The organism is Rhodococcus wratislaviensis (genome assembly GCF_900455735.1).
GTDB classification, from domain to species: domain Bacteria; phylum Actinomycetota; class Actinomycetes; order Mycobacteriales; family Mycobacteriaceae; genus Rhodococcus_F; species Rhodococcus_F wratislaviensis.
The window spans coordinates 142,992-163,533 of record NZ_UAUI01000028.1 but is presented as its reverse complement, the minus strand read 5'-3'; the positions used below and the strand labels follow the sequence as shown (position 1 = coordinate 163,533).

Below are 20,542 nucleotides of genomic sequence, written 5' to 3'. Positions count from 1 at the left end.
ACCAGTTCACGGTTGTGGGCCACGCGGACGACATCGTCGCGGAACTTGCGGCATCGGCGGGGAGGGTCTCATCCCGCCTCCGCCCCTGCCATGCTCCCGTACTCCAACTCGGCCCCGAGACTGGCAAGCAACCGTGATGCTGTTGCGTTCTGGATTGCGATCATTTCGCTCGTGTCTGGCGTAGCGCCGGGCCCGAGGCCGAAGTAGGCCCAGCGCGGCCGCAGCGTACATCCTCGCCAGACCTTCGCAGCCGTGGTTCCGAGTCCGTAGTGGATTCGACGCACGCCATTGCGCTGGGCCCATTTGATGACGTCGTAGTAGACGACGTTGAAGTAGCAGTATGCACCTGAAGATGCCTCGTAGTCGAAGCCGGCAGCACGCGTATACAGCACATCGCCGAACCGGAACGCCATCAAGTATCCGAGGATCTGTTCGGTCCCGCGTGCGCTGAACACGACGAGCCGCTCGCCCACAGTTTCGCGGAGGGTGTCGAACTCCTTACGCGCCCATGTTTGTCCCGCCGTGTGACCGTATTTTTCCCGCAATGCCGACCGCAATCGGACATGGTCGTCGGTGAGCGCCCCTGGGCCATAATCGACTTCGGTTCGAGCACCGAACTCGGCGTATGCCCGGATTTCGCGACGGATGGTCCTCCGCCGCGAACTGGGCAGCATCGAGAGGTAGTCGTCGAAGTCGCCGTCTGGCACGTCGAGGACGCCTTCACCGCCGAACACCGAACGACAGAGTCCGGCGACGACGGCGTCCGACGCCAACGCGGCGTCCTCCTCCGGATCGAGGTACAGCAGTGCATGGCTTCGGCAGCCGACGAGTTCGGCGACCACCTCTGCCAGTCTGGCCAGCGCCGGGACGACAGTTGAAACGGGGAGCGTCATGCGACCGGGTGCAAAGGGCCGCAGTCCGAGGTTCGATCCGAATGTGCCGACCGTCAGCGACGGGTAAAGTGCCGGCCGCGCCGCCTCGACCCCAGCGGTCAACCAGGGCAGCGCTGCCTGCTCGTCCGGCGCGAGATGGGAGACCGAGCCGATCGCGGACAGATCACCAATGATCCGCGGACCGTTGTAGAACAGCAGGCCTCGGGTGTCCCGAACGATCAACGCCGGTGCTGCGGCGACCGGTCGGCTGTCCGCGCCGTCGATGACCAGATACAGCGATTCGTGGTCGGGATCGGCCTCCACAAAGCGCCACCATTCAGGCGAGGTCCACGCCGCCTCCCCGTTCGACGCTGCCAAACCTTCCTGCACGAGTAGGTCGACCGTGGCGACTACCCGCCCGGTCAACCCGGCACCGAGCTCGATCCGCTCGACCGGTGGTAATCCGTTGGCGCGCATCTAGGTCTCCACTCGCGGCCGGGACAGCGCCACCGCGCGCCGCAGAACGTCTCGGACATCGTCGTAGCTGACCGATCGGGCGATCGCGTAACCGAGCACGGCGCTCAGTGCGTCACCGGGCGGGAGCACGATGTTCCCACCAATTTCACGCTCGAAGACGAAGTGCTCGATTCCAAAGATGTTGAGAACCTCGGCCAGACCGTCGAAGCCGCCGAAGCGGCCCCGCGCCGGGCTGAGTACGCCGCGGCTGCCCGCGTACCGATTCCGAGTCGGAATCATGTCTGGCTGTTGTCCGGTTGCCACTCGAACCAGGTTTTCGTGGAAGGAAATTTCGGTGGCGAACGGAATCAGGTGGGATGTGATGTAACCACCGGCCGGCCGGGCGGCGATCTCGAGCAGCTTGGCACTCCCGTCGGGAAGGACGCGACATTCGAGATGGAACGCACACCAGTTCAGGCCGATCGCCTTGACCACGGCTTCAGTGAGGTCGTGCACGCTGCGCTGCGCGGCTGCCGGCAGAGCGGTGGGGTGCACCTGCTCGTACTCGACGTAGTACGGCTCGGTCACCCATTTGTCCGTGATCCCCGCGATATGCACTTTCCCGTCACTGGCCAAACCCTCGACACTGTGCTCGGTGCCGCCCAAACGCTCCTCGTAGACGAATTCGCCTTCGTAGTCGGCAAACAACCGAGAAATGTCCGTTGTGGTCAGCCGGGACGCGTGCGCGTACAACGCGGCGAGGTCGGCCCCCTCCTCGACGTGAAGTATGGACCTGCTGCCACTGCCACCCGCCGGCTTGAGCACCGCAGGTGTGCCGATCTCCTCGTATGCCGACTGCAAGTCCGACAGGGAACGGACATGCCGAAACCGTGGAATGAACTGCGCCTGATCGGCCATCGCGGACCTCATCGAGTGTTTGTTGCGAGCCCGGTGCGCCGCCTCGGTGCCAGGACCCGGCCATCCGCATCGCTCTGCCAACGCGGCGGCCAGCTCGACACCGATGTCCGTCCAGGACACGACGCCCTCTGCCCCGCTGCGGGCCGCGAGCGCCATGGCTGCCTGCAGGGTTGCTGGGCGGTCGAAGATGTCGACGATTTCGACATCGTCGACCAGGTTCTTGCACATCGGCGGAACCGACCCGGTGACCAGGGCAACTCGATACCCGGCAGCGTGTGCGGAGAGCAGTGCTGCCTGCACTTCCAGAGGGACACGCCGAGTGCCCATGAAGACGATCGTTCGACGTACCATATTGCTAGTCCCCTTGTCGTTGTTCGGAGTGTGCATGGCAGTGGTGGTGTGCGTGCCGCCGTCCGGTGCCGGCCGGTCGTTCTTTCGCCGGTGGCCCCGCGCTGTGGACGGGGCGCGCGTGGTGCCGTTGTCGCGGCCGGGTCATGAGGAGCGCATGAACGAACCGCTTGCGACGTCGCTCACCGCGGCCGCGGCGGACGTGGCAGGCAGGGTTCTCGCCCTCGAGCAACCCCAGGTTGTCCTTTTCGGTCACAGCATCGGGGCTACGGTGGCGTTCGAGGCCGCCCGTCTGCTCGCCGATGACGCGGTGGACGTCGAGCTGGTGGTGTCCGCGCGGCAGGGTCCGCAGTGCGCTGGAATTGCAGGAGAACTCACCCACCAGACCGATGCCGAATTGCTGGCCACGGTACAGTCGTGGGGCGCGCACGCACTCGACCAGTCCGTTCAGGACATGCTGATTCCGTTGCTGCGCGCCGATTTCGAGCTGAGCGCAAGCTACTCGTGGGATGGTGTCCGGGTGTCCGCGCCGGTGACAGCGCTGAGCTACATCGACGATGTGGTGGTCGACGCCGCCGCAGTCCGACAGTGGTCGGCGGCCACCTCGGCCTCTCATACCCACCTCACGCTGCCGGGCGGCCACTTCGCGGCAAGCGATCCGACGGATTCACTCATCGCGGTCCTCCGTGCCGCCGTGTCCCGGCTGCGATCGGGTCAGCCACGCGTCTGAGTGTTCTGTCACCGATATCCCCGTCGCTAGGAATCGCTCGAGAAGTGCATCCGCCTTCCCGTCGACCAGAACTTCGTGGGCGTAGTGAACACCTGCTCCCAGGCCGCATACTGCCCGAATCGCAGCGGCGTGCACCGCCCCGGTCAGTCGTCCCATACCGGTGACGCCGGTGACGGCGTCGGTCTCGGCGATAGTCACGGTCGACCTGTTCGAGGGCGTTCCGCCCGAAGTTCCGCTCGACTGGACGGCCAGCACGGTGACGTCGGTGTCCCCGAGCTGAGGGGAAATGTGCGGAGCGAGTATGGCGTCGAGCAGCGCGCGGGGACGGACCGGGCCGTCGATGGTCTGGACCGGCAGCTCCCCTAGCAGGCCAATCTCGGCGAGTAGCCGGACACGATCGGCATAGCCCCGCCACCGCAGCGTTTTGGCCGTGTAATCGGCCAGCGAGCCGAGCACGGCATCGGCGCCGACGTAGGGCGACAGACCGTCGTGGAACGCTTCCAGCGAGCCGAGGCCGGGGACGTCGACCATTTCGACCCCACTGAATCGTTCGACCTGACGGAGCACGCCGCCGCGAAACTGGTAGGTCGGTCGCGCGTCGATCGTCATGCGCGTGCCGTACCAGGACACGTGATGCATCGGCGGTCGCGGTGCCCGTGGGACCCCGCCACAGTATGAGTGCACGGTTCCGCCCACATCGAGGTCACGTGCCAATCGCCGCGCGAGGATTTCGGTCAAACCGGGCTCGAGACCGGCGCCGACAACGATGGAAGCACCGGATACCGATGCGCGACCAGACAGTTCTGTTCGGGGATCTGCTGGTGGGCGACCGATACCCACCAGCCGAAGTCCGTGCTCCAGCGTGAGATCGAGCGCCGGTGCGGCATCGACCCACGACAGGGCGGTGGCCAACACCGTTTGCTCCGCGAGTAGTTGCCGGGTGGGATGGTGTGCCGCGTCGCCGTGGTGCGCTTCGACCGCAACGCCGGCCGATGCCGGTAGGGCCGCTGCGAGCGCACGCAGCCGTCTCGCGTCGCGGTCGACCAGAGTCAGCTGCAACGGCTCCCCCTGGCGGGGCCAGGAAAGCACCAGCTCGCGGGCAGCGGCGGCGCCCATCGGACCACAGCCGATCAGCGCGCACCTGACGGGATCGCTCATCCTCGTCCTCCACTCGTGCGCTGTGCGGCACCATCGAAGCGCGTTCGCGGCACCGCGAAGGCGCTGGCCAACCGGGCCGCGGTGTCCGGGACAAGCACTGCCCCATTGACCAGGACCTTCAGGACCGCGTCCCGAAACCTGTCACCGTGGGATGCCCCGGCCAACCCGGTCAGGGTGAGCACCGCCCGAGCCGCGTTCTGGCAGGACAGGCTCTCGGGCCGCAGCGCATCGGCAAGTTCGGAGGCCGCGTGCTCGAGCTCGATGCAGGGATCTCTGGAAGAGTCCTCATCACCGGGTGGAACCTCGCCGGTATCCGCCCACGCTCGCAGCCGACGTACCGCGGAGACCTCTGCCGACTCCTCGAATGCCGATCGGGTGAAGTTGGTCGGCGAACGCTCGGGCCGGTTCGCAGCGAGGTACAGGCGGGCCGCATCGGCTCCCGCCACTCCGACAAGTTCTGCGACGCCGACGATGTGGCGGCGGGACGTGGAGAATTTGGCCCCGTCGAGCATGTAGAAGTAGGTCAAGTGCATGACGTCCGGAAAGGGAGCGTGCGTTTCGGTCAGCCCGCGCAGCACTGCGGGGAAAAGGAATACTCGCTCGAACGCGTTGTCGACACCGAACACCATGGTGGTCCTGGTGCGTGCGGGTTCGTAAGCACTACCAGCGCGGTGTCGCGCAGTCATGACGACATAGCGGGGTGCCAACTCGAATGCCGGATAGATGGTCTGACCTGGCAACTCCTCGTCCAAGGCCGGGATGCCCGGTCCGCCGAGTACCGTGACGGCAACGGACGGCAGCGCCTCCGACAGCACGGACTCCGCGTATTCGCGGACCGGGTCGCCGAGTGTGATGCTGCCCAGGTATTGCTCGAACCAGGCACGCTGTGGTTCCAGCTCGAGGAACGCACGGCGCAGGGGCCGAAGTTCTGTCGGCTCGTGGCACACGGTGCACACGGCGTCGAGCAGTTCGGCGTCGTCGTGGTACAGACCGCACTGTTCACAGTCGATGCCGTACGCGTCAGACGACCGGCAACGCGGGCACCGACCGGCAACGAGTCCCTGGAAGCGCCACGCTCGGCATGGCGAGCAGTAGTGTGCGACGGAATCCCGCACCACGATCATGCCGAGCTCGCGCAGCGTCGACCATGCGCGCCGGGTCATCTGCTCGATCGACGGCATGTCCTCGTGTCGAAGCATCACGTCGTACCCGATATCGGCTGCGGCGAAGGACTCCTCGATCTGGGCGGCGAACTCGCTCGCGACAGCAAGGACATCGCGACCCTGCCGGCGGGCGGCCAACAGCACATGCGTTTGCTGCCAGGCGGTGCCGAGCAGGACAGCGGCGTCTTCACCCCGGGCGATGGCAGCACGCCGTAGTGCGTCCGCACCGATGTACGGTCCAGCGATGTGCCCGATGTGCAGGTCCCCGTTCGGCGTGGGATTGCTCGGCACGATGAGGTGCTGGGTCATGGTCGGCTACTTTCCGTCAGCAGGTCGACGCCGGAATCCACCGGCGGGTGGGTGGCAGCACGATCCGCGACGTCCCACGAACACGTCGAGCTACGCAGGTCGGGATACAACGGGGTCTCGGTGATCGTGTTCAATACAGTGGCCGCACGCCACGAGGCGAGGCTGAGATTGGGATCCGCGATGCCGTGACTGAGCTTTCCGGCGTTGAGGAAGAACATCTTGTTTCCGGCTGGGCCCGCCCATGAAACCGAGTAGTCCGCTGCAAGCTGTGGCAGGCCGCAATTGGTACGCGCGATACGACCCCCGAGGGGGTGGAGGAACTCGGGAAGGGGGAAATGGTACCCGGTGGCGAGGACCACGATATCGGCACCGACCGAATCGATTTCGCCGGTATCGATGTGCGTCAGGCTCATCCGCCAGCCCCTGCCACCCGGCCCACGGCAGAGTCCGGTCACTTCACGGCCAGGCAGCAGGGTGGTCCGAATGCGATCCGAATCGACGAAATCGTTGTGATACAGCCTGCGGTAGATCGATTCCAGCAGCCCCTTCGAAATGCCGTCGCTGGCGAGCTGCTGGGCATTGAGCAACTGGCTACGACGGCTCTGCGATAGGCCGTGGAAATACCGAACATAGTCCGGGTGGAACCACTCGTTGGTGAACGGCGACTCGTCGAGCGGCTGGAACCCGATCCGCCTGCTCGCCCAGGTGAGCGAGCCGACGGCATCCCGGCCAGAGAGCTGCAGAAGGTGTTCCACCACCTCGGCGCCGCTCTGCCCACCACCGACTACCACGACGTCGCGGCCAGCGAGCGAATCGGTGTGGTAGCCGAAGTCAGATGAGTGGAACACATCCTCACCGAGCTTGCCGGTGGCGACCTCCGGCACGTACGGCCGCGGGCCGACCCCGATCGACAGGTGTTGTGCCGCATACGCACCTCGGGTGGATTCCACCCTGAACGCCTGCCCGTCGAATGTTACTTCCTCGACCGCACACCCGAACTGCACCTCATCCAACTGGTCGCTGACCCAGCGCAGATAGCTCTCGTATTCTCGGCGAGCGATCAGCGGGGTATGCAAACTGGCGAAGCGGTGGAGCCGACCCGTGCGCGCGAGGAAGTTCAGGAAGGTGTAGCGACTCGTCGGATCGACCAAGGTTACGAGGTCCTTCAGGTGCGAAACCTGCAGCACCGCGGCGGACAGCATCAGACCGGGGTACCAACGTTGTGTCGGTTGCCGGTCCAAGAACTTGCACCGCAGCCGACCGATCGGCGCGGAAAGCGCTGCGACGCTCAGATTGGACGGACCTGCACCGATACCAACCAGATCAAGGTGTTCCAACATTGACTGCTCCCTCGACTTCGGGACGGGCAAGCGGTGCGAGACGATTCAGGCTGTCCAGTACGAACTGCCTCGAAGGACCGAAGTCGATCAGGCAGGCGACCTCGTCCACTCCGGCGGCGGCGACCGCCTCGAGCATTGCCAGGCACTTGGGCACGGCGCCGAGCAAGCTGGCGTCGTCGAAGAAACGGCGCGTGCGTTCGTCGAGCAATTCCTCCACAACCGCCTCGGACAACGCGGGCAACGCAAGTCGTCTGCCGCCGCTCACCCGGCCACCACCAGCCGACGCACGCAGCTCCAGCTCCAGCGCCGATCGCAGGTACGACCGCAACGGTGCGCGAGCTGCCGTCCACGCCTGCGCGTCGTCGGCCGTTGCCAGCGTATGCAGCATCAGGGTGACCCGGCCGGAGCCGGGGTCGTGGCCGGCCGTCGCTCGCGCGTCACGGTAAAGTTTGATCTTGCCGGCCAGCTCGCCCAGGTCCTGGCCCAGCAGGTGCGTCAGCAGATTGGTTCCCAATCGTCCTGCCGCAATGAACGTGTCGGGATTTCCCGAGGCGGTCAACCACAGTGGCAGCTCACTGGAAAGTGGTGGCGGCTGGATAGCCACCTCGACCGTCCGGCCCGAGCCGTTACGCCGGGCGACCCGCCGTCCGGCCCACAGCGCGCGAAGCTCTGCTATGGAGGCCCGTGAATCGGCCACCCTGGTCTCGTACCGGTCGGGCGCCAACACGAAGTCGTTCGTATTCCATCCGGAACCGATCGACAGCCCGACGCGGCCACCACCGGACAGATTGTCCACCACCGACCATTCCTCGGCGATCCTTATCGGATCATGCAACGGCGCAACGACACTCCCGGCGCGCAGGTGACACCGCGTCGTTGTGCCCGCAAGTGCGGCGGCCAGAACGGACGGGTTCGGGAACAGCCCGCCGAAGACGTCGAAATGACGTTCGGGCAACCAGATCGCCTCGTAGCCGAGACGGTCGGCGGCCGCAGCGGCGTCGTGAACCAAGCGGTAGCGGTCGGTGCGGTCCGCCGGCACCGAACCGGCGAAGAACATCACGCTCAAGCTTGGCCTGGCGTTCACGGACGCCACCAGATCGACACGATCTCGACCGGAATGTCGCCGTCGTTGTGCAGTTGGTGGCGTCGATAGCTCTCGTAGTACAACGTGTCGCCGGCCCGCACCCTCGACCGGACGCCGTCTAGGGTCAGAATCCCCGACCCGGACTGCACAAGCCAGATCTCCCGCACCTCATGGTGATCCTCGACGGTGGTGACGCCCGCGGGCACACGAATGTGTGCCAGCGTGAATGGCGCCACGGAGGCCTCGATCTTCGGCAGATCGAAGATTCCGAGTTTCGCGCCCGAAGGCCTGTTCTCGAATGCCAGCTCCGGCAGTCTTCCGTTGACACTGTGGACGATGCCCTGGGTGACCGAGTCTGTGGTCATCGACTAACTCCTTCAATGGGTTCGGGTCGGGTGCGATCGCGAGATGATTCCCACGGCCATGACGGGGACAGAGCAGGGGTCAATTGGTCGATCCAGACGGCGCTCTCGCTGTGTCCGGCGAAGAACAGCGTGCCGGCCAGCGCTTCATCACGTGCCTGCAACAGACGCAGTACGAACAACCGCTCGCCGTTCACGACCGTCTCGCCATCTATGGCGATCTTGCCGGGGGTCGCTGACATGACCGGGCCACGTGCAGTGCGAGCCAGACCGGAAACAGCACGCTGCGCCTGCTGGAAAATGGTCAGCGCATGGGCTAGCGGAACCTCGAAGAACGCGCTCGCGCCGGTGTCGCGCTCGACGAAGGTGTAGTAGGGCTGGATGCCGAGCCGCACCATGTGCCGCCACATCGTTGCCCACGCGTGCGGTGAGTCGTTCACGTGGCGAATAATCGGCGCCTGCGCTCGGACTATGGCCCCCGCTGAACGCAGCCTTGCTACGGCGGCCGCTGCCGCCTCGCTTTCGAGCTCGCGTGGGTGCGAGACGTGCAGCATGATCGCGACGCTCTTTCCCGCGGTAGCGCACGCCTCGATCAGCCGCAGCAGCTCGTCGGCATCAGGTCCGGACGTGACGCGGTACGGCCACTGCACCAAAGCCTTGGTGCCGAGGCGGATGTTCGTCACATGCTCCAGATCAGGCGCTAACAACGGCGTGACCCACCGGGCCAGCACCGGAGTCGACATGATCAGCGGATCGCCGCCGGTGAGCAGCACGTCGGTGACCTCCCGGTGGCCACGGAGGTAATCGGTCATCTGACCGGGACCCGGTGCTGCGAACTTCAGGTCCGCATCACCGACGAATTGCGCCCAACGAAAGCAGTACGCGCAGTACGAGTGACACGTCTGACCCTGGGATGGAAATACCAGAAGCGTTTGTCGGTACTTGTGCTGGAGCCCAGGAACCGGCTCGTCGTCGAGCAGCGGCACGTTGTACTCACGCTGGCCGGACGGATGCGGGTTGAGGTCTTGGCGGCCTTTCCGCGCGATTGCTTCCAGCTGCTTTCGGTCAACGCCGTTCAAGAGCGCGTCCGACACCAAATCGTATATACGCGGAGGCACCATCTCTCGGACCGGAAAGGTCATCCGAAAGATAGGGTCGTCGGGAGCCGACGACCAATCGATCAACTCATCGAGAACATAGTTGTTGACTTTGAAAGGCAATAGGTTTGCGACGACCCGCATTTCGTGCCGGTCCTGCTCCGTGAACTTTTCAAGCTGCGGAAGGTCGGCAAGCTGCACGCCGCGGAAGGTTCGCATTGGGTTCTTCATGTAGCTTGCCCCGATCCAATCGTCGCGCCCGCTGGAAACACCACCGACAAAGATCGCCCGACTGAGCTCGAACCCGGTTTCGGCAGAGACACACTCCGCGAGTTCGATGGTGGTCAGGTCGTTCGTCCTCATCTCGAGACCGACTCCTCGGCGGCCTGGGAAAAATCATGGGTGGCTCTCCACGCCACCGATAGACACCCTTGGGTGCAAAGTGACCCATCCACGGGCCGTCCGATCGGCGCGGAACCTACTCGCCCAACTACGGCCGATAGATGCGTCACCGGGGTACCGAGCGCAATTCCCGAACGCGACTGACGTGCAAGGTGCGCGACGCCAAGCCACATCTGCCGGGCAAGGGGTCCGATACTCCACACCAAGGGTGGATTTACTCCAAGCGTGTCCGGCGCCCATGATGTGTCTGTCCATTTGGGGGTGATCTCTCCTAAATGATTGTCTCATTGAGCAATTCGTCCTGGGCGTTCCGCTGGAAGGGATTTACTGATGGATGCCGTTTCAATCGCAGCTTTGTGGAGTCGGCTACTCGACGGGGCTTCTGTCCGGCCCGATGACGATTTCTTCTTCGACCTCGACGGGAACTCGTTGCTCGCCGCCTCGATCGTTTCGGAACTTTCGGTGTCCACGGGATTGCCGGTCGAACTCAGAGATCTTTATCTGGCCCCAACTCCGCGTGAGTTCGCCAGCTATCTCGACCATCTGAATCGACGTCTCGGCGAATACCGCACAACTTTGGCCGCTGCCTTCGACCTCGGCGTCGTCGCAGACGCCTTGGCTGAACTCGGTGCCTCGGCGGCGGACGCCCTGCTGCCCGCCGAGGTGACGCTCGCTTACGGCGATGGCGACGGATCCCGGGTTGCGCTGTTGCGTCAGGCCCGCGGAAACGGCGCCTGCACACGCCTTCCTATGCAGGGCGGCGACGTGCTGATACGACGGGGAGGGACGGTGCTGCGGTTTGATTGCGACTCTGATACTGCCGGTGTGCGGATCCTCGTCACCGACCATCCCACCGGGTAGAGCGATGCGCTCACCAGCCACTTACGCCGCCGGCTCGATCGACGTCCCACTGCGTCGGCTGATCGAGTCCGGATTGTGCGGGACCGACCCGATGCACCGTGCAGTCGTGCAAGGCGATGCCGTCCTGACCTATGGTGAGTTGCTCACGAAATCGCGGGAACTCGCCGCGAAACTCACCTCTGGCACGGGCCCAGTTCTGATCAGAAAACCACGGGGCGTGGAGTCTCTCACCGAGATGGTGGGATGCATTCTGGCCGAACGCCCGTTCCTACCAGTTCCTCCAGATTCCATGAGCGATCCGGCCACCCTCCCCGACACGCCGGAAGGCTGCGGATACCTGCTGACCACCTCGGGCACGTCGGGTGAACCGAAAGTCGTCGTCGGCTCGCGTAGTGGGCTGGCTCGCTACCTACAATGGCAGCAGGCAGAACTGGCCCTCGCCCCGAGCGATGTGGTATCCAACACTGCGGATCCGTGGTTCGACTTCTCGTTCAAGGAGACACTTGGCGCTCTGGTCGCCGGCGCGACGATCGCAGTGACACCAGCTGCCGCGCTCACCGGCGGGACGACGTTGCTGACGTGGCTCGCCGAGCATCAGCCCACAATGGTGTGCCTCCTTCCATCGATGCTTGCCCGGTTGGTTACGGCGATGGACCGAGCCGACCCGACAACGGTCCGCTCGGCGACCGAGCGCCTACGGCGACTCCTGGTGTCCGGCGAACCTTTTCCGCAGCCACTGCTGAGGCGTTGGCGAACACACGCCCCTTACCCGGTCGTCATCAACCTGTATGGACCCACCGAGTCCACCGTGATCAAACTTCGCCACGTGCTGCCGGCGGGCGCCGAGGTGCACACTGCAATCGTGCCCGTCGGCACACCGATACCTGGTACCGCGGTCGAACTCGTGCCGGTCGATGACCTCGACGATGCCCAGGAGCTTTGTATAGTCAGTGAGGACCTCGCGCTGGGTTACCTCACACCCGTCACGGGGTCGACCCGATTCGAGCGTGATGCGGCGGGCCGGCGTCGACTGCGCACCGGAGATCTCGCCTCGCTCGCGCCCGACGGCAGCGTCGTTGTGGAAGGCCGACTGGACCACGTCGTCAAGCGCCGCGGCGTCAAGGTCTCGTTGCCGGCCATCGAGGCAGCGGCGGTCGCAGTCCCGGCCGTCGACGCCGCAGCCGCGGTGGTGCAGCAGGGCGGTCGGATCGTGTTGTACTGCGGTGTATCCGCAGGTGCGGACGCGCTGTCACTTCGCGCTATTCGGATGGCGCTGCTCGACACGCTCGCCCCAGCCCAGTTGCCGGACAAGATCCTCCTAGTCACGCGACTCCCGTTGGACAGGCGGGCCAAGGTCGATCGTGCGGCACTTCGCAACGGCACAACGGGAAACTCATGAGCGTTCCCGACGTCGCAAGTGAGCCGACAACGCCGGCACGTTCGCAGCCGAGAAGCATGCAGCGCCTGGTCGGAGGCGCTGCCGTGGACTCATTCGGCACCGGAATCAGCGCGGCTGCCACGATCCTCTACTTCGTCACGATCGTCGGTTTCACCGCCAACTCGGTCGTCGCCGCAATGTCGGCCGGCGCGGTCTTCGGTGTCCTCAGTCCCATCCTCGTGGGACGACTGGCGGACCGATTCGGGCTGATCAGGATTTACTGCACTGCCCTCGCGTTGCGCGGAGTCGGATTCGTCGCCTATGCCCTGGCCACCCAGTACGTCACCTTCCTGTTGTTGACGCTTCCGTTGCTGGCATTGGAGGCGGCGACGCCGCCACTACAACAGTCGCTGGTAGCGCAGTTGTTCGCCGGTGATGCCCGAATCCGGGTGATGTCCTCGATCAGGGCCGCGCGCAACGTCGCACTCGGCGCCGGAACTCTCGTCGCGGGCGCCGCATTGACGACGCACTCGCAGCCACTGGTGGCGGGCCTCCTCGCGATAAACGGGACCTCGTTTCTCGTACTTGCGTGGGTCGTGTACTCGCTTCGCCGCAGTGCAACACCACCGGCCCAACAGGAGGAGAAGAATTGCGGAACCTCGAGACCGGCATTGCGCAACCCGGCGTTTCTCAGCCTGGCCGGGCTCAACGGTCTGTTGCTTCTACACGACTCCGTCTTGTTTGTCCTGCTGCCACTGTGGATGGTGTTGCGGCTGGGGGCCTCGCCACTGTGGGTCTCACTGATGCTCGCGTTGAACACCGGGCTCACGGTGGTGATGCAACTGGGGTTCGGCCGTATTCGGCGGTTGACGACCGCGACGAACTCGACATTGTTCGTCGCCGCCGGTGCCCTCGTCGCCGCCTGTCTCTGCTGTCTCACCGCCGAACGAATCACCGGATCAACGGCAATTGCCCTCTGCGCGGGGGCAGTTGCGTTACTCACTCTGGGTGAGAACCTCCATAGCATCGCGGCGTGGCAGGTATCTTTCGAATTGGCTCCGGATGGCCGCCGTAGCGAGTACCTCAGCGCATTCAACAGCGGATCCGGCCTCCAGCGGATCGTCGGGCCGGTGCTCATGACCGGTGTGGTACTCGCGCTGCCCACAACCGGTTGGCTTGTTCTCGCCATCGTCTTTGCCGCGGCCACCGTTGGCTTCACGACGATATCAACTGCCTCTCGGGGCAATGACATTCACCTAACGGCTTCGAAATGAGGCGAACGATGTCCGATCACGTGCTTGTCGTCGGTGGAGGCATGGCCATGCCGGGGTTGTTGCGGTCCTTGGGCACCGATGTGCGGACGTCGGTCGTCTGCCAGCTCGCCATCGTGCCGAAACTGCGTGAGCAACATTTGCATCAGCGCATATTGGGTCTGCGGGCGGAGGCTAGCGACCAGGAGTGGCTGGCGATTGCGTCAGCGGTCCATCGCCTCGACCCCTTCACCAAGATCGCGTCGTTCGCCGAACGGGATCAGGATCGGGCAGCCGTGATCGCAGAGGAACTCGGCCTTCCTATGCACACCAGGCAAACCATTCACTGGGTGCACCACAAGCCAAGCATGCGGGAGCGGCTGTCCGCGCTCGGCATAGACGACACACCCCACGCCATCGTCCGGTCCGTCACCGAGCTGCGCGAGTTTACACGGATCCACGGATTCCCTTGTATCGCCAAGCCCGCCGTCGGCGCAGGGAGCATAGGAATCCGCCGGATCGAAACCGAGGCCGATCTGGCGACCGCCTTCGATGCAGCCGGCGTCACCGGCGAGTGGACCAGCGGAGGTGTGCTGGTCGAACGGCTACACATCGGGTCGCAAGTCAGCGTGGAGGCATTTTCCGAGGGAGGCGTTCACGAAATCATCTGCGTCACCCAGAAGTACTCCGACCCGTTTGCCCACGTCGAGGTAGGCCACGTGCTGCCAGCCCAGGTGAGCGCCGACCAACTGGCAGCGATCGGCGCCTACGTCCGCTCGGTGCTGTCGGCTTTGGAGATCGGCTTCGGCCCGACCCACACCGAGTTGGTGCTGACCGAGGGCGGGCCTCGGATCATCGAGACACACACCCGGCTCGCCGGCGATTGCATCCCCCAGCTGGTCCAGGACGCTCTTGCGGTGAACCTGACCGAGTACACCGTCCGCCAGGCCCTCGGCGAACGGAACCTCCTCAACGGGCTCCGCGCCGAGCTCGCCCACGCGGCGACGCGACCACCCATGTACGAGGCAATCTGGTTCGCGTCAAGCGAGATGGACTGCACGCTCGAGTCGATAAGCGGCCTCGAGTCGGCTCGACTCGGCGAGGGTGTGCGCGAAGTGGAGCTGTACCGCGCTGCTGGTGCCAGGTTGGAGCCACTGCGCACTTCTGATTCACGGTTCGGACATGCTCGTGCATATGCAGACGACCCGCGAGTAGCGGTTTCGCGAGCCCGAGGGGCTCTGGACGCGACCGAGATCCGGGTGCTCCTCCCTCCCCTGCGCTCAACGTCGCCGATTTGACTGGGAACGGTTGGGTGAGAGCGCGGATGTGGCGCGACTCGTGGTGGTCGCGCTACTCATAAAGACCTCGTCGAGGTGCCACTTATCGCCCGGTCGTGCCCGGTGTGGCCGCAGCCGGCTCGCTCGGTCCTGCCCGAACTTCGCGCACCAGCGCCGGATCGTCCCGTAGGACAACACGACACCGCGTTCGATCGCCCGTGCACAAGGCTGTTCGCGACTGTGGTTGGTCACGCCGAACGACAACCTCGACTCGATGCAGTTCTACCAGCGACGCGGCTTCCGCTTGTCGGCTGTTCGATGCGACGCAGTGGACGAGACGAGACGGACCCTGAAGCCGGACATCCCCGATGTGGGCTACTACTAGGTCCCGATTCGGGATGCAAACGAGTTCGAGTTCGAGCGCGACCTCGAGCCCGCGTAGGCGAGCCCGCCCACTCCCCCGCGCTCGATCGAGCCCGAGCGCCTGAGTAACGAGAACAACCACCTGATCGTTCGCGACGCTTCAGGTGCAGCAGTGGAGTCGGTTCCACCGGCGATCGCCGTCGACGGCTTCGCGCACCCGGTCGCCGCACTGATCAACGGCCGCACCACAACTCTGACCACCGATATGAGCCCGGCCGCCGCAACCCCGGTCACCCTGCCGTTGCGGCAGGTCGACCTGTCTGCCGCAACCACCGGAGTCAAGGACAACATCACCCTCACCGTGGGCGCAGGGTGAACGGTTCTCAACCATCCGCCGAGTCGGGGCACAGCTTGCCAGGTGTGGCGCGTGTGAACCAGTCGTCCCCGTCTCTCGTTATAACTAATGAGAGTCCATCGACCTCAGCCCCAGATAAGGGAGCGACCTGACATGCCGTCCGACGACCATAACCAGCAGCAGAGCCTGCGGAGCGATCAACTAGCGCTTCCCCGCCGAACAGTTCTCGTCGGTATCGGCGCTGCGGCAGCCGCCTTGGCCGCCGGCAGCGCGCTGTTCCGTAGAACCCACGCCTCGGCTGCGCCCGGCGCCAGCGCCAGGCCAGCCGCGAAGCCCGCGAGTGCAACCGTGCCGACCGGCGACGTTCCCGTCGGTGGCGGCACGGTGCTCGGCGATGTTGTCGTCACACAGCCCACCGGTGGTGACTTCCGCGGGTTCTCGTCGACATGCACGCACGCGGGATGCACCGTCTCCGACGTCTCTGGCGGCACCATCAATTGCCCGTGCCATGGCAGCAAGTTCAATCTCGACGGGTCTGTGCACACCGGTCCGGCGTTCGCTCCGCTCGTCCCACGAAGCGTCTCCGTTCAGGGTGACTCGGTCGTGGTCGGCTGAGGTATGTGACAGCGCCGTCGGTGGCCACGCTGATGCGGGCGCCACCGACTCGTCGTGCGACAGAGAGACGACAGCGTGGATCGTCAATACTGTCGCAACGGAGGAGCTGCCATGAGCGTGGCGCTACGCCCGGCCCCATAGCGAGTTCCTACATTCTTATTGGACCGCCCTGGCCACGGGTCCCTCCCGCCCAAACGGTGTCACCCCTGCCTCGATGAGGCAGACGGATGAAGTCGTCGAAACAAATCACTCACGCATGACGCAGTCCAGATAATTCCACTGTGCCGCTCCCCCGGTCATTCGCCTCACAGGAGTCGCGATGGACCCTAAGGCCTCCGAGTCAACTCAGCTTCCAACGCCTCGATGCCTTCGACAACCCCACGTCATGAAATCCGCCAGACTTCGTGGCTGCGCCGCAATCCAATGCCGCAAACCAATATAGAGTCGACAGCACTGGAACCGTTGGCCGAACCTGAGGTTGTGGAAACTATCGACGTAGATACTCGACCTGCCGTTGCGTCGGCCCCCGCGCCCGCTGCGACAGCCCGCGTTTCCTCGACGCAAGCCGCCGCGACGGTCGCCGCCACACCGGCCGCAGTCGACATCGTCGATCCCGGCGATTCGCCCCGGGATTAGCCGACGATCATGGCCGCACGGAAGACCACCCGGCGACGCTCCAGTCCCAGACGAGCCAGCGCCGCGCCGCTGATACCCACCCCGGGGCACGGGGAGCAGATCTGGATCCTCGATGTCCCTTATCGGGCGTCCGCGCCCGGTGCCAAGTACTACAAGGCACTCAAAGCGTATGCCTACATCGGCGCTCGATTGCCTGACGAACTCGCCGTCTACGCGTCGAAGCCGTACTCATACGCTCGCTGGGTCGAAGAGGACTTCAACGGCGTGCGGCAACCGCGCGCTACTGGTTTCCACAAGATACCGCGGCCAGAACAGGTGGACGCCGCGGAGGCGATCGCAATGGCCTTTCACCACGGCAAGCGCGGATTTCTGTTGGCCGACGAGCCCGGTGTAGGCAAGACCGGCAGCGCAATCATCGGCGCGAAAGCTGCGCTGAAATTGGGGGGCGGCGACACCGTACTCATCACCGTGGACCGGCCAGCCCAGATCACCATCGCCGCGTGGCGCGACGCCCTCGCTGCGTTCGGCGACGGTGGGTATCGGTGGCTGATCATCTCTCCGGACCAGCTGAAGAAGTTGCTCGGACGCAACGGCCAACCGAAGTACTCCTTTTCCCTCATCATCAATGACGAGGCACAGCAATTCAGGCACCTCACGGCCCAGCGCACCCAGTACCAGCGGCGCATTAACCGCCTCTCCGCGCCGCCAGAGAAGGCGCCGTTCGTGATAACCGTGACGGCGACGCCGGGTCATCACCCAGGCGAATACACCTACTTGTCTTCGCTTTTCGCGCAGCTGCACGATGACCCGCCGGGCGAGTGGGCCGATCTTGGTCAGAAGCTGGTCGAGCATGGATTTCCCCTGGCTCCCGGGTGGGACAAGGGGAAATGGGACTGGAACGACCAAGCAAAAGGTTCTCAGCGGCTGCAGCATCAGGCCGTCACCCGCGTCCGGAAGTGGATGACCGACTGCGACCCGCCCGTCATGGTGCATCGCGACGCGCCCTGGGGGCCGCCACCTGTCGACGGCCTGCCACTCGACTTCACCGCCACACAATGGGCTGCGTACCACCAGGACTGGAGTGAGTTCCGGAGCGCGATGAGGATCGCCCGCCAGGGGAACGACACCGCCCGAGGCCGTGCCGCTCTGATGCGGTTCCGGCAGAAGGCAGGCATGCTGCGAGCCCCGCAGACCGCCGAGTTGGTAGCCGCACACGTCGAACGCGGCTACCAGGTACTCGTCGCCGTCGAATTGGTCACCACGGCCGCCGACCCGGTAGCCAGCCTCTTGGAGGAGCACGGCATTGGCGTCTCGCGCATCTTCGGCGGGGGCGATCTCGAGACGGAGCGCATGAGATTTCAGCGCGGCCACAACCCGGTCGTGGTGTTCAACACCGCATCTGCGATCAATCTGCAGGCGTCCGAGTTGATGGTCGACGGCTCCCGCGCCTCATCGGCACGTCGCATCGGGTTCTTCCACCAGCCTCGCTACTCCGGAATTGCCGCACGCCAAACGATGGGTCGTGCGCATCGCGACGGGCAGGTTTGCTCATGGTCACTCCTGTTCGCCGCCGGAACGGTGGAAGAGCAGGCGGCTCGGATCATGATCAATCGGCTCATGGTGACATCAGCCAGTGTCGATGGTGATCTCGGGGCGTTCGGGAAGCTCGCGCGACTGTTCGACGCAGACTGGCTTCCCGAAAGCATGTTCGAGTAGGAATGATGCCTGGACCAGCCAGCTCCCAGGTGGGCATTTTTCCGGCGGTGTATCGGGAGCAGTTCACACCGTGTTACCTGCGGCGATGCAAGTTTGCACATCCCGGTTGCAGGTTCGGTGATTCCCCCGCCTTCCTTCCCCCGGCACACTTGTGTTCGGCCCCGCCAGAAAGCTAACGAACAGTTTTCGGGGTCATCCATGAGCTCGTACGAGTTGATGTCACCTGCTGGGCACACCCTCGGTCTCCGCGTGACACTCGGCTATCACACCGCTAGGAGTACAGATGAGCAAGATCGCTTTCCTCGGGCTCGGGAACATGGGCCTGGGTATGGCCACGAATCTGGTGTCCAACGGCCACACGGTCATCGGATTCGATCCCTCCCCTGCGGCAGCGGAGATGGCAACATCACGCGGAATCGGCTCTGCTGCATCTGCTGTCGAGGCAGCAGAAGGTGCCGAGGTGATCATCACGATGCTGCCCAGCGGTAAGCACGTGCTCGACGTCTATGCCGACCTGGTTCCGGCCGCCCAGCGGGGAACCCTCTTCCTCGACTGCTCGACGATCGATGTCGCCGATGCGCGGGCAGCCGCTGAACTGGCTGTCGGCGCCGGGCATCGGGCGGTGGACGCCCCGGTGTCCGGAGGCACGGTCGCCGCGGACGGCGGGACCCTCACGTTCATGGTCGGCGGCCCGGCCGACGCGGTGGAGCAGGCCAGCTCACTTCTCGACGCCATGGGAGCCCGCATCGTCCGATGCGGCGACTCCGGAGCAGGTCAGGCTGCGAAAATCTGCAACAACATGATCCTGGGGATCTCCATGATCGCCGTCAGCGAAGCCTTCGCGCTGGGCGCGCAGCTGGGTCTGACCGACCAGGCCCTGTTCGACGTCTCGTCGACCGCGTCCGGTCAGTGCTGGGCGTTGACCACGAACTGCCCGGTTCCCGGACCGGTTCCGACCAGCCCCGCCAACCGCGACTACGCCGGCGGATTCGCGAGCGCGTTGATGCTCAAGGACCTTCGACTCGCGCAGGCAGCCGCGGCGGACAACGGTGTCGACACAGTGCTCGGACGACGCGCCACCGAACTCTACGAACAGTTCGTCGCCCAGGACGGCCCGGGCCGCGACTTCTCGGCGATCGTAACGGCGATCCGTGCCGGCGCATTCGACGCGCAGGCACAACAGTCGTAGCCCCTCCCACGTAGACCTCACCCCGTGCTGCTGCGGCGCCGGGCGTGAGACGCTGCTCGATGTGAAAGGAATTCGTTGTGCGCATCATTCTGACAGGGCCGCCGGGGGCGGGTAAAGGCACACAGGCGCAGTCGCTTTCGACGGCCTTGCAGCTCCCCCATATCTCGACCGGCGATCTGTTCCGTAGCCACATCACACAGGGCACGGAACTGGGACGGACGGCGAAATCGTTCCTCGACGCCGGCGAACTGGTCCCGGACGAGGTCACCATCGGTATGGTCGCGGAGCGTCTCGCAGCCGACGACACGGCCACAGGATTCATTCTGGACGGCTTCCCCCGCACCGTGACTCAGGCAATCGCCCTCGATGAGCTCCTCGGCGGGCAGCTGAGCCAGATCGACGCCGTCCTCGACTTTTCGATCGCGGACGATGCGGTCGTCGAACGGATGCTGGCCCGCGGCCGCGCCGACGACACCGAGGACGTCATTCGTCGACGTCTGCGGGTCTATCACGACGAAACTCGACCGCTGCTCGACTACTACTCGCCACTCCTTCTCTCGGTCGATGCAGAAGGTGAGGTCGACGACGTCTACGCCCACGCGATCGGCGCGCTGTCCGAACGCGGAAGCGTCGCTCCGTCCACCTAGCACTGCTCCCTGCACC

At 64.8% G+C, this 20,542-nt stretch carries 19 protein-coding genes and 1 pseudogene; 11 read left to right on the top strand and 9 right to left on the bottom strand.

Going from position 1 to position 20,542, the window contains the following annotated elements; all coding sequences use genetic code 11:
* Positions 1-68 precede the first annotated feature (68 nt).
* Positions 69-1,349 carry a GNAT family N-acetyltransferase gene (locus tag DTA22_RS34255; protein WP_037239258.1) on the bottom strand — a complete coding sequence of 427 codons (1,281 nt, stop codon included), beginning with the start codon at positions 1,347-1,349 and terminating at the stop codon, positions 69-71.
* On the bottom strand, positions 1,350-2,573 hold the full coding sequence (locus DTA22_RS34250; RefSeq protein ID WP_245973277.1) for an ATP-grasp domain-containing protein: 1,224 nt from the start codon (positions 2,571-2,573) through the stop codon (positions 1,350-1,352). It abuts the gene before it with no gap.
* Between DTA22_RS34250 and DTA22_RS34245 the strand changes: the two genes are divergently transcribed.
* Positions 2,572-3,324 (top strand): thioesterase II family protein, encoded by a 753-nt coding sequence (locus tag DTA22_RS34245; protein ID WP_322789952.1) that lies wholly within the window; start codon positions 2,572-2,574, stop codon positions 3,322-3,324. The genes DTA22_RS34250 and DTA22_RS34245 overlap by 2 nt on opposite strands.
* Here the strand turns inward: DTA22_RS34245 and DTA22_RS34240 are convergent.
* Genes DTA22_RS34240 through DTA22_RS34215 form a run of 6 tightly spaced genes read right to left on the bottom strand, consistent with a single transcriptional unit; the run spans position 3,262 to position 10,200 of the window.
* The gene (locus DTA22_RS34240; RefSeq protein WP_112302358.1) at positions 3,262-4,482 is read right to left on the bottom strand and encodes a saccharopine dehydrogenase family protein; all 1,221 of its coding nucleotides are present in this window, start codon (positions 4,480-4,482) and stop codon (positions 3,262-3,264) included. The two genes, DTA22_RS34245 and DTA22_RS34240, sit on opposite strands and share 63 nt — an antisense overlap.
* Positions 4,479-5,954, bottom strand: a complete 1,476-nt coding sequence (locus tag DTA22_RS34235; protein WP_112302357.1) for a class I tRNA ligase family protein — start codon at positions 5,952-5,954, stop codon at positions 4,479-4,481. Before DTA22_RS34235 ends, DTA22_RS34240 begins: the two co-directional genes overlap by 4 nt.
* Positions 5,951-7,294, bottom strand: coding sequence for a lysine N(6)-hydroxylase/L-ornithine N(5)-oxygenase family protein (locus DTA22_RS34230; protein ID WP_112302356.1), 1,344 nt, complete (start codon positions 7,292-7,294; stop codon positions 5,951-5,953). The genes DTA22_RS34235 and DTA22_RS34230 overlap by 4 nt, the downstream gene beginning before the upstream one ends.
* Positions 7,278-8,378: a MupA/Atu3671 family FMN-dependent luciferase-like monooxygenase gene (locus DTA22_RS34225; protein WP_235214432.1), complete on the bottom strand. Its 1,101-nt coding sequence runs from the start codon at positions 8,376-8,378 to the stop codon at positions 7,278-7,280. Before DTA22_RS34225 ends, DTA22_RS34230 begins: the two co-directional genes overlap by 17 nt.
* Positions 8,375-8,743, bottom strand: a complete 369-nt coding sequence (locus DTA22_RS34220) for a cupin domain-containing protein (protein WP_037239283.1) — start codon at positions 8,741-8,743, stop codon at positions 8,375-8,377. Before DTA22_RS34220 ends, DTA22_RS34225 begins: the two co-directional genes overlap by 4 nt.
* Entirely contained in the window at positions 8,740-10,200 is a 1,461-nt protein-coding gene (locus DTA22_RS34215; RefSeq protein ID WP_245973278.1) for a KamA family radical SAM protein, read from the bottom strand. Before DTA22_RS34215 ends, DTA22_RS34220 begins: the two co-directional genes overlap by 4 nt.
* Before the next feature lie 369 nt (positions 10,201-10,569).
* Between DTA22_RS34215 and DTA22_RS34210 the strand changes: the two genes are divergently transcribed.
* The 4 genes from DTA22_RS34210 (at position 10,570) to DTA22_RS34195 (ending at position 15,026) form a co-directional block, all read left to right on the top strand.
* Entirely contained in the window at positions 10,570-11,100 is a 531-nt protein-coding gene (locus tag DTA22_RS34210) for a phosphopantetheine-binding protein (protein ID WP_037239285.1), read from the top strand.
* Positions 11,101-11,389: 289 nt separating this feature from the next.
* On the top strand, positions 11,390-12,499 hold the full coding sequence (locus tag DTA22_RS34205; protein ID WP_245973279.1) for an AMP-binding protein: 1,110 nt from the start codon (positions 11,390-11,392) through the stop codon (positions 12,497-12,499).
* Complete coding sequence (locus DTA22_RS34200) at positions 12,496-13,752, top strand: MFS transporter (protein WP_255309570.1); 1,257 nt, start codon at positions 12,496-12,498, stop codon at positions 13,750-13,752. Before DTA22_RS34205 ends, DTA22_RS34200 begins: the two co-directional genes overlap by 4 nt.
* 8 nt (positions 13,753-13,760) lie before the next feature.
* Positions 13,761-15,026, top strand: a complete 1,266-nt coding sequence (locus DTA22_RS34195) for an ATP-grasp domain-containing protein (protein WP_037239295.1) — start codon at positions 13,761-13,763, stop codon at positions 15,024-15,026.
* Between the two features lie 57 nt (positions 15,027-15,083).
* On the opposite strand, the pseudogene DTA22_RS37260 reads toward DTA22_RS34195, so the two are convergent.
* A pseudogene (locus tag DTA22_RS37260) lies at positions 15,084-15,215 on the bottom strand (IS6 family transposase); the annotation flags it as partial.
* A 34-nt stretch (positions 15,216-15,249) separates the two neighbouring features.
* Between DTA22_RS37260 and DTA22_RS37240 the strand changes: the two are divergent.
* From DTA22_RS37240 to DTA22_RS34155, 6 genes are all read left to right on the top strand, one after another.
* Entirely contained in the window at positions 15,250-15,390 is a 141-nt protein-coding gene (locus DTA22_RS37240) for a hypothetical protein (RefSeq protein ID WP_328286529.1), read from the top strand.
* Between the two features lie 150 nt (positions 15,391-15,540).
* Positions 15,541-15,744: a hypothetical protein gene (locus tag DTA22_RS34180; RefSeq protein ID WP_245973280.1), complete on the top strand. Its 204-nt coding sequence runs from the start codon at positions 15,541-15,543 to the stop codon at positions 15,742-15,744.
* A gap of 132 nt (positions 15,745-15,876) precedes the next feature.
* The gene (locus DTA22_RS34175; RefSeq protein WP_052033557.1) at positions 15,877-16,338 is read left to right on the top strand and encodes a QcrA and Rieske domain-containing protein; all 462 of its coding nucleotides are present in this window, start codon (positions 15,877-15,879) and stop codon (positions 16,336-16,338) included.
* 645 nt (positions 16,339-16,983) lie between these two features.
* Entirely contained in the window at positions 16,984-18,690 is a 1,707-nt protein-coding gene (locus DTA22_RS34165) for a DEAD/DEAH box helicase (protein WP_112302354.1), read from the top strand.
* Between the two features lie 283 nt (positions 18,691-18,973).
* Positions 18,974-19,879: a 3-hydroxyisobutyrate dehydrogenase gene (gene mmsB / locus DTA22_RS34160; RefSeq protein ID WP_112302353.1), complete on the top strand. Its 906-nt coding sequence runs from the start codon at positions 18,974-18,976 to the stop codon at positions 19,877-19,879.
* A gap of 77 nt (positions 19,880-19,956) precedes the next feature.
* Entirely contained in the window at positions 19,957-20,526 is a 570-nt protein-coding gene (locus DTA22_RS34155) for an adenylate kinase (RefSeq protein WP_112302352.1), read from the top strand.
* Positions 20,527-20,542: the final 16 nt, after the last annotated feature.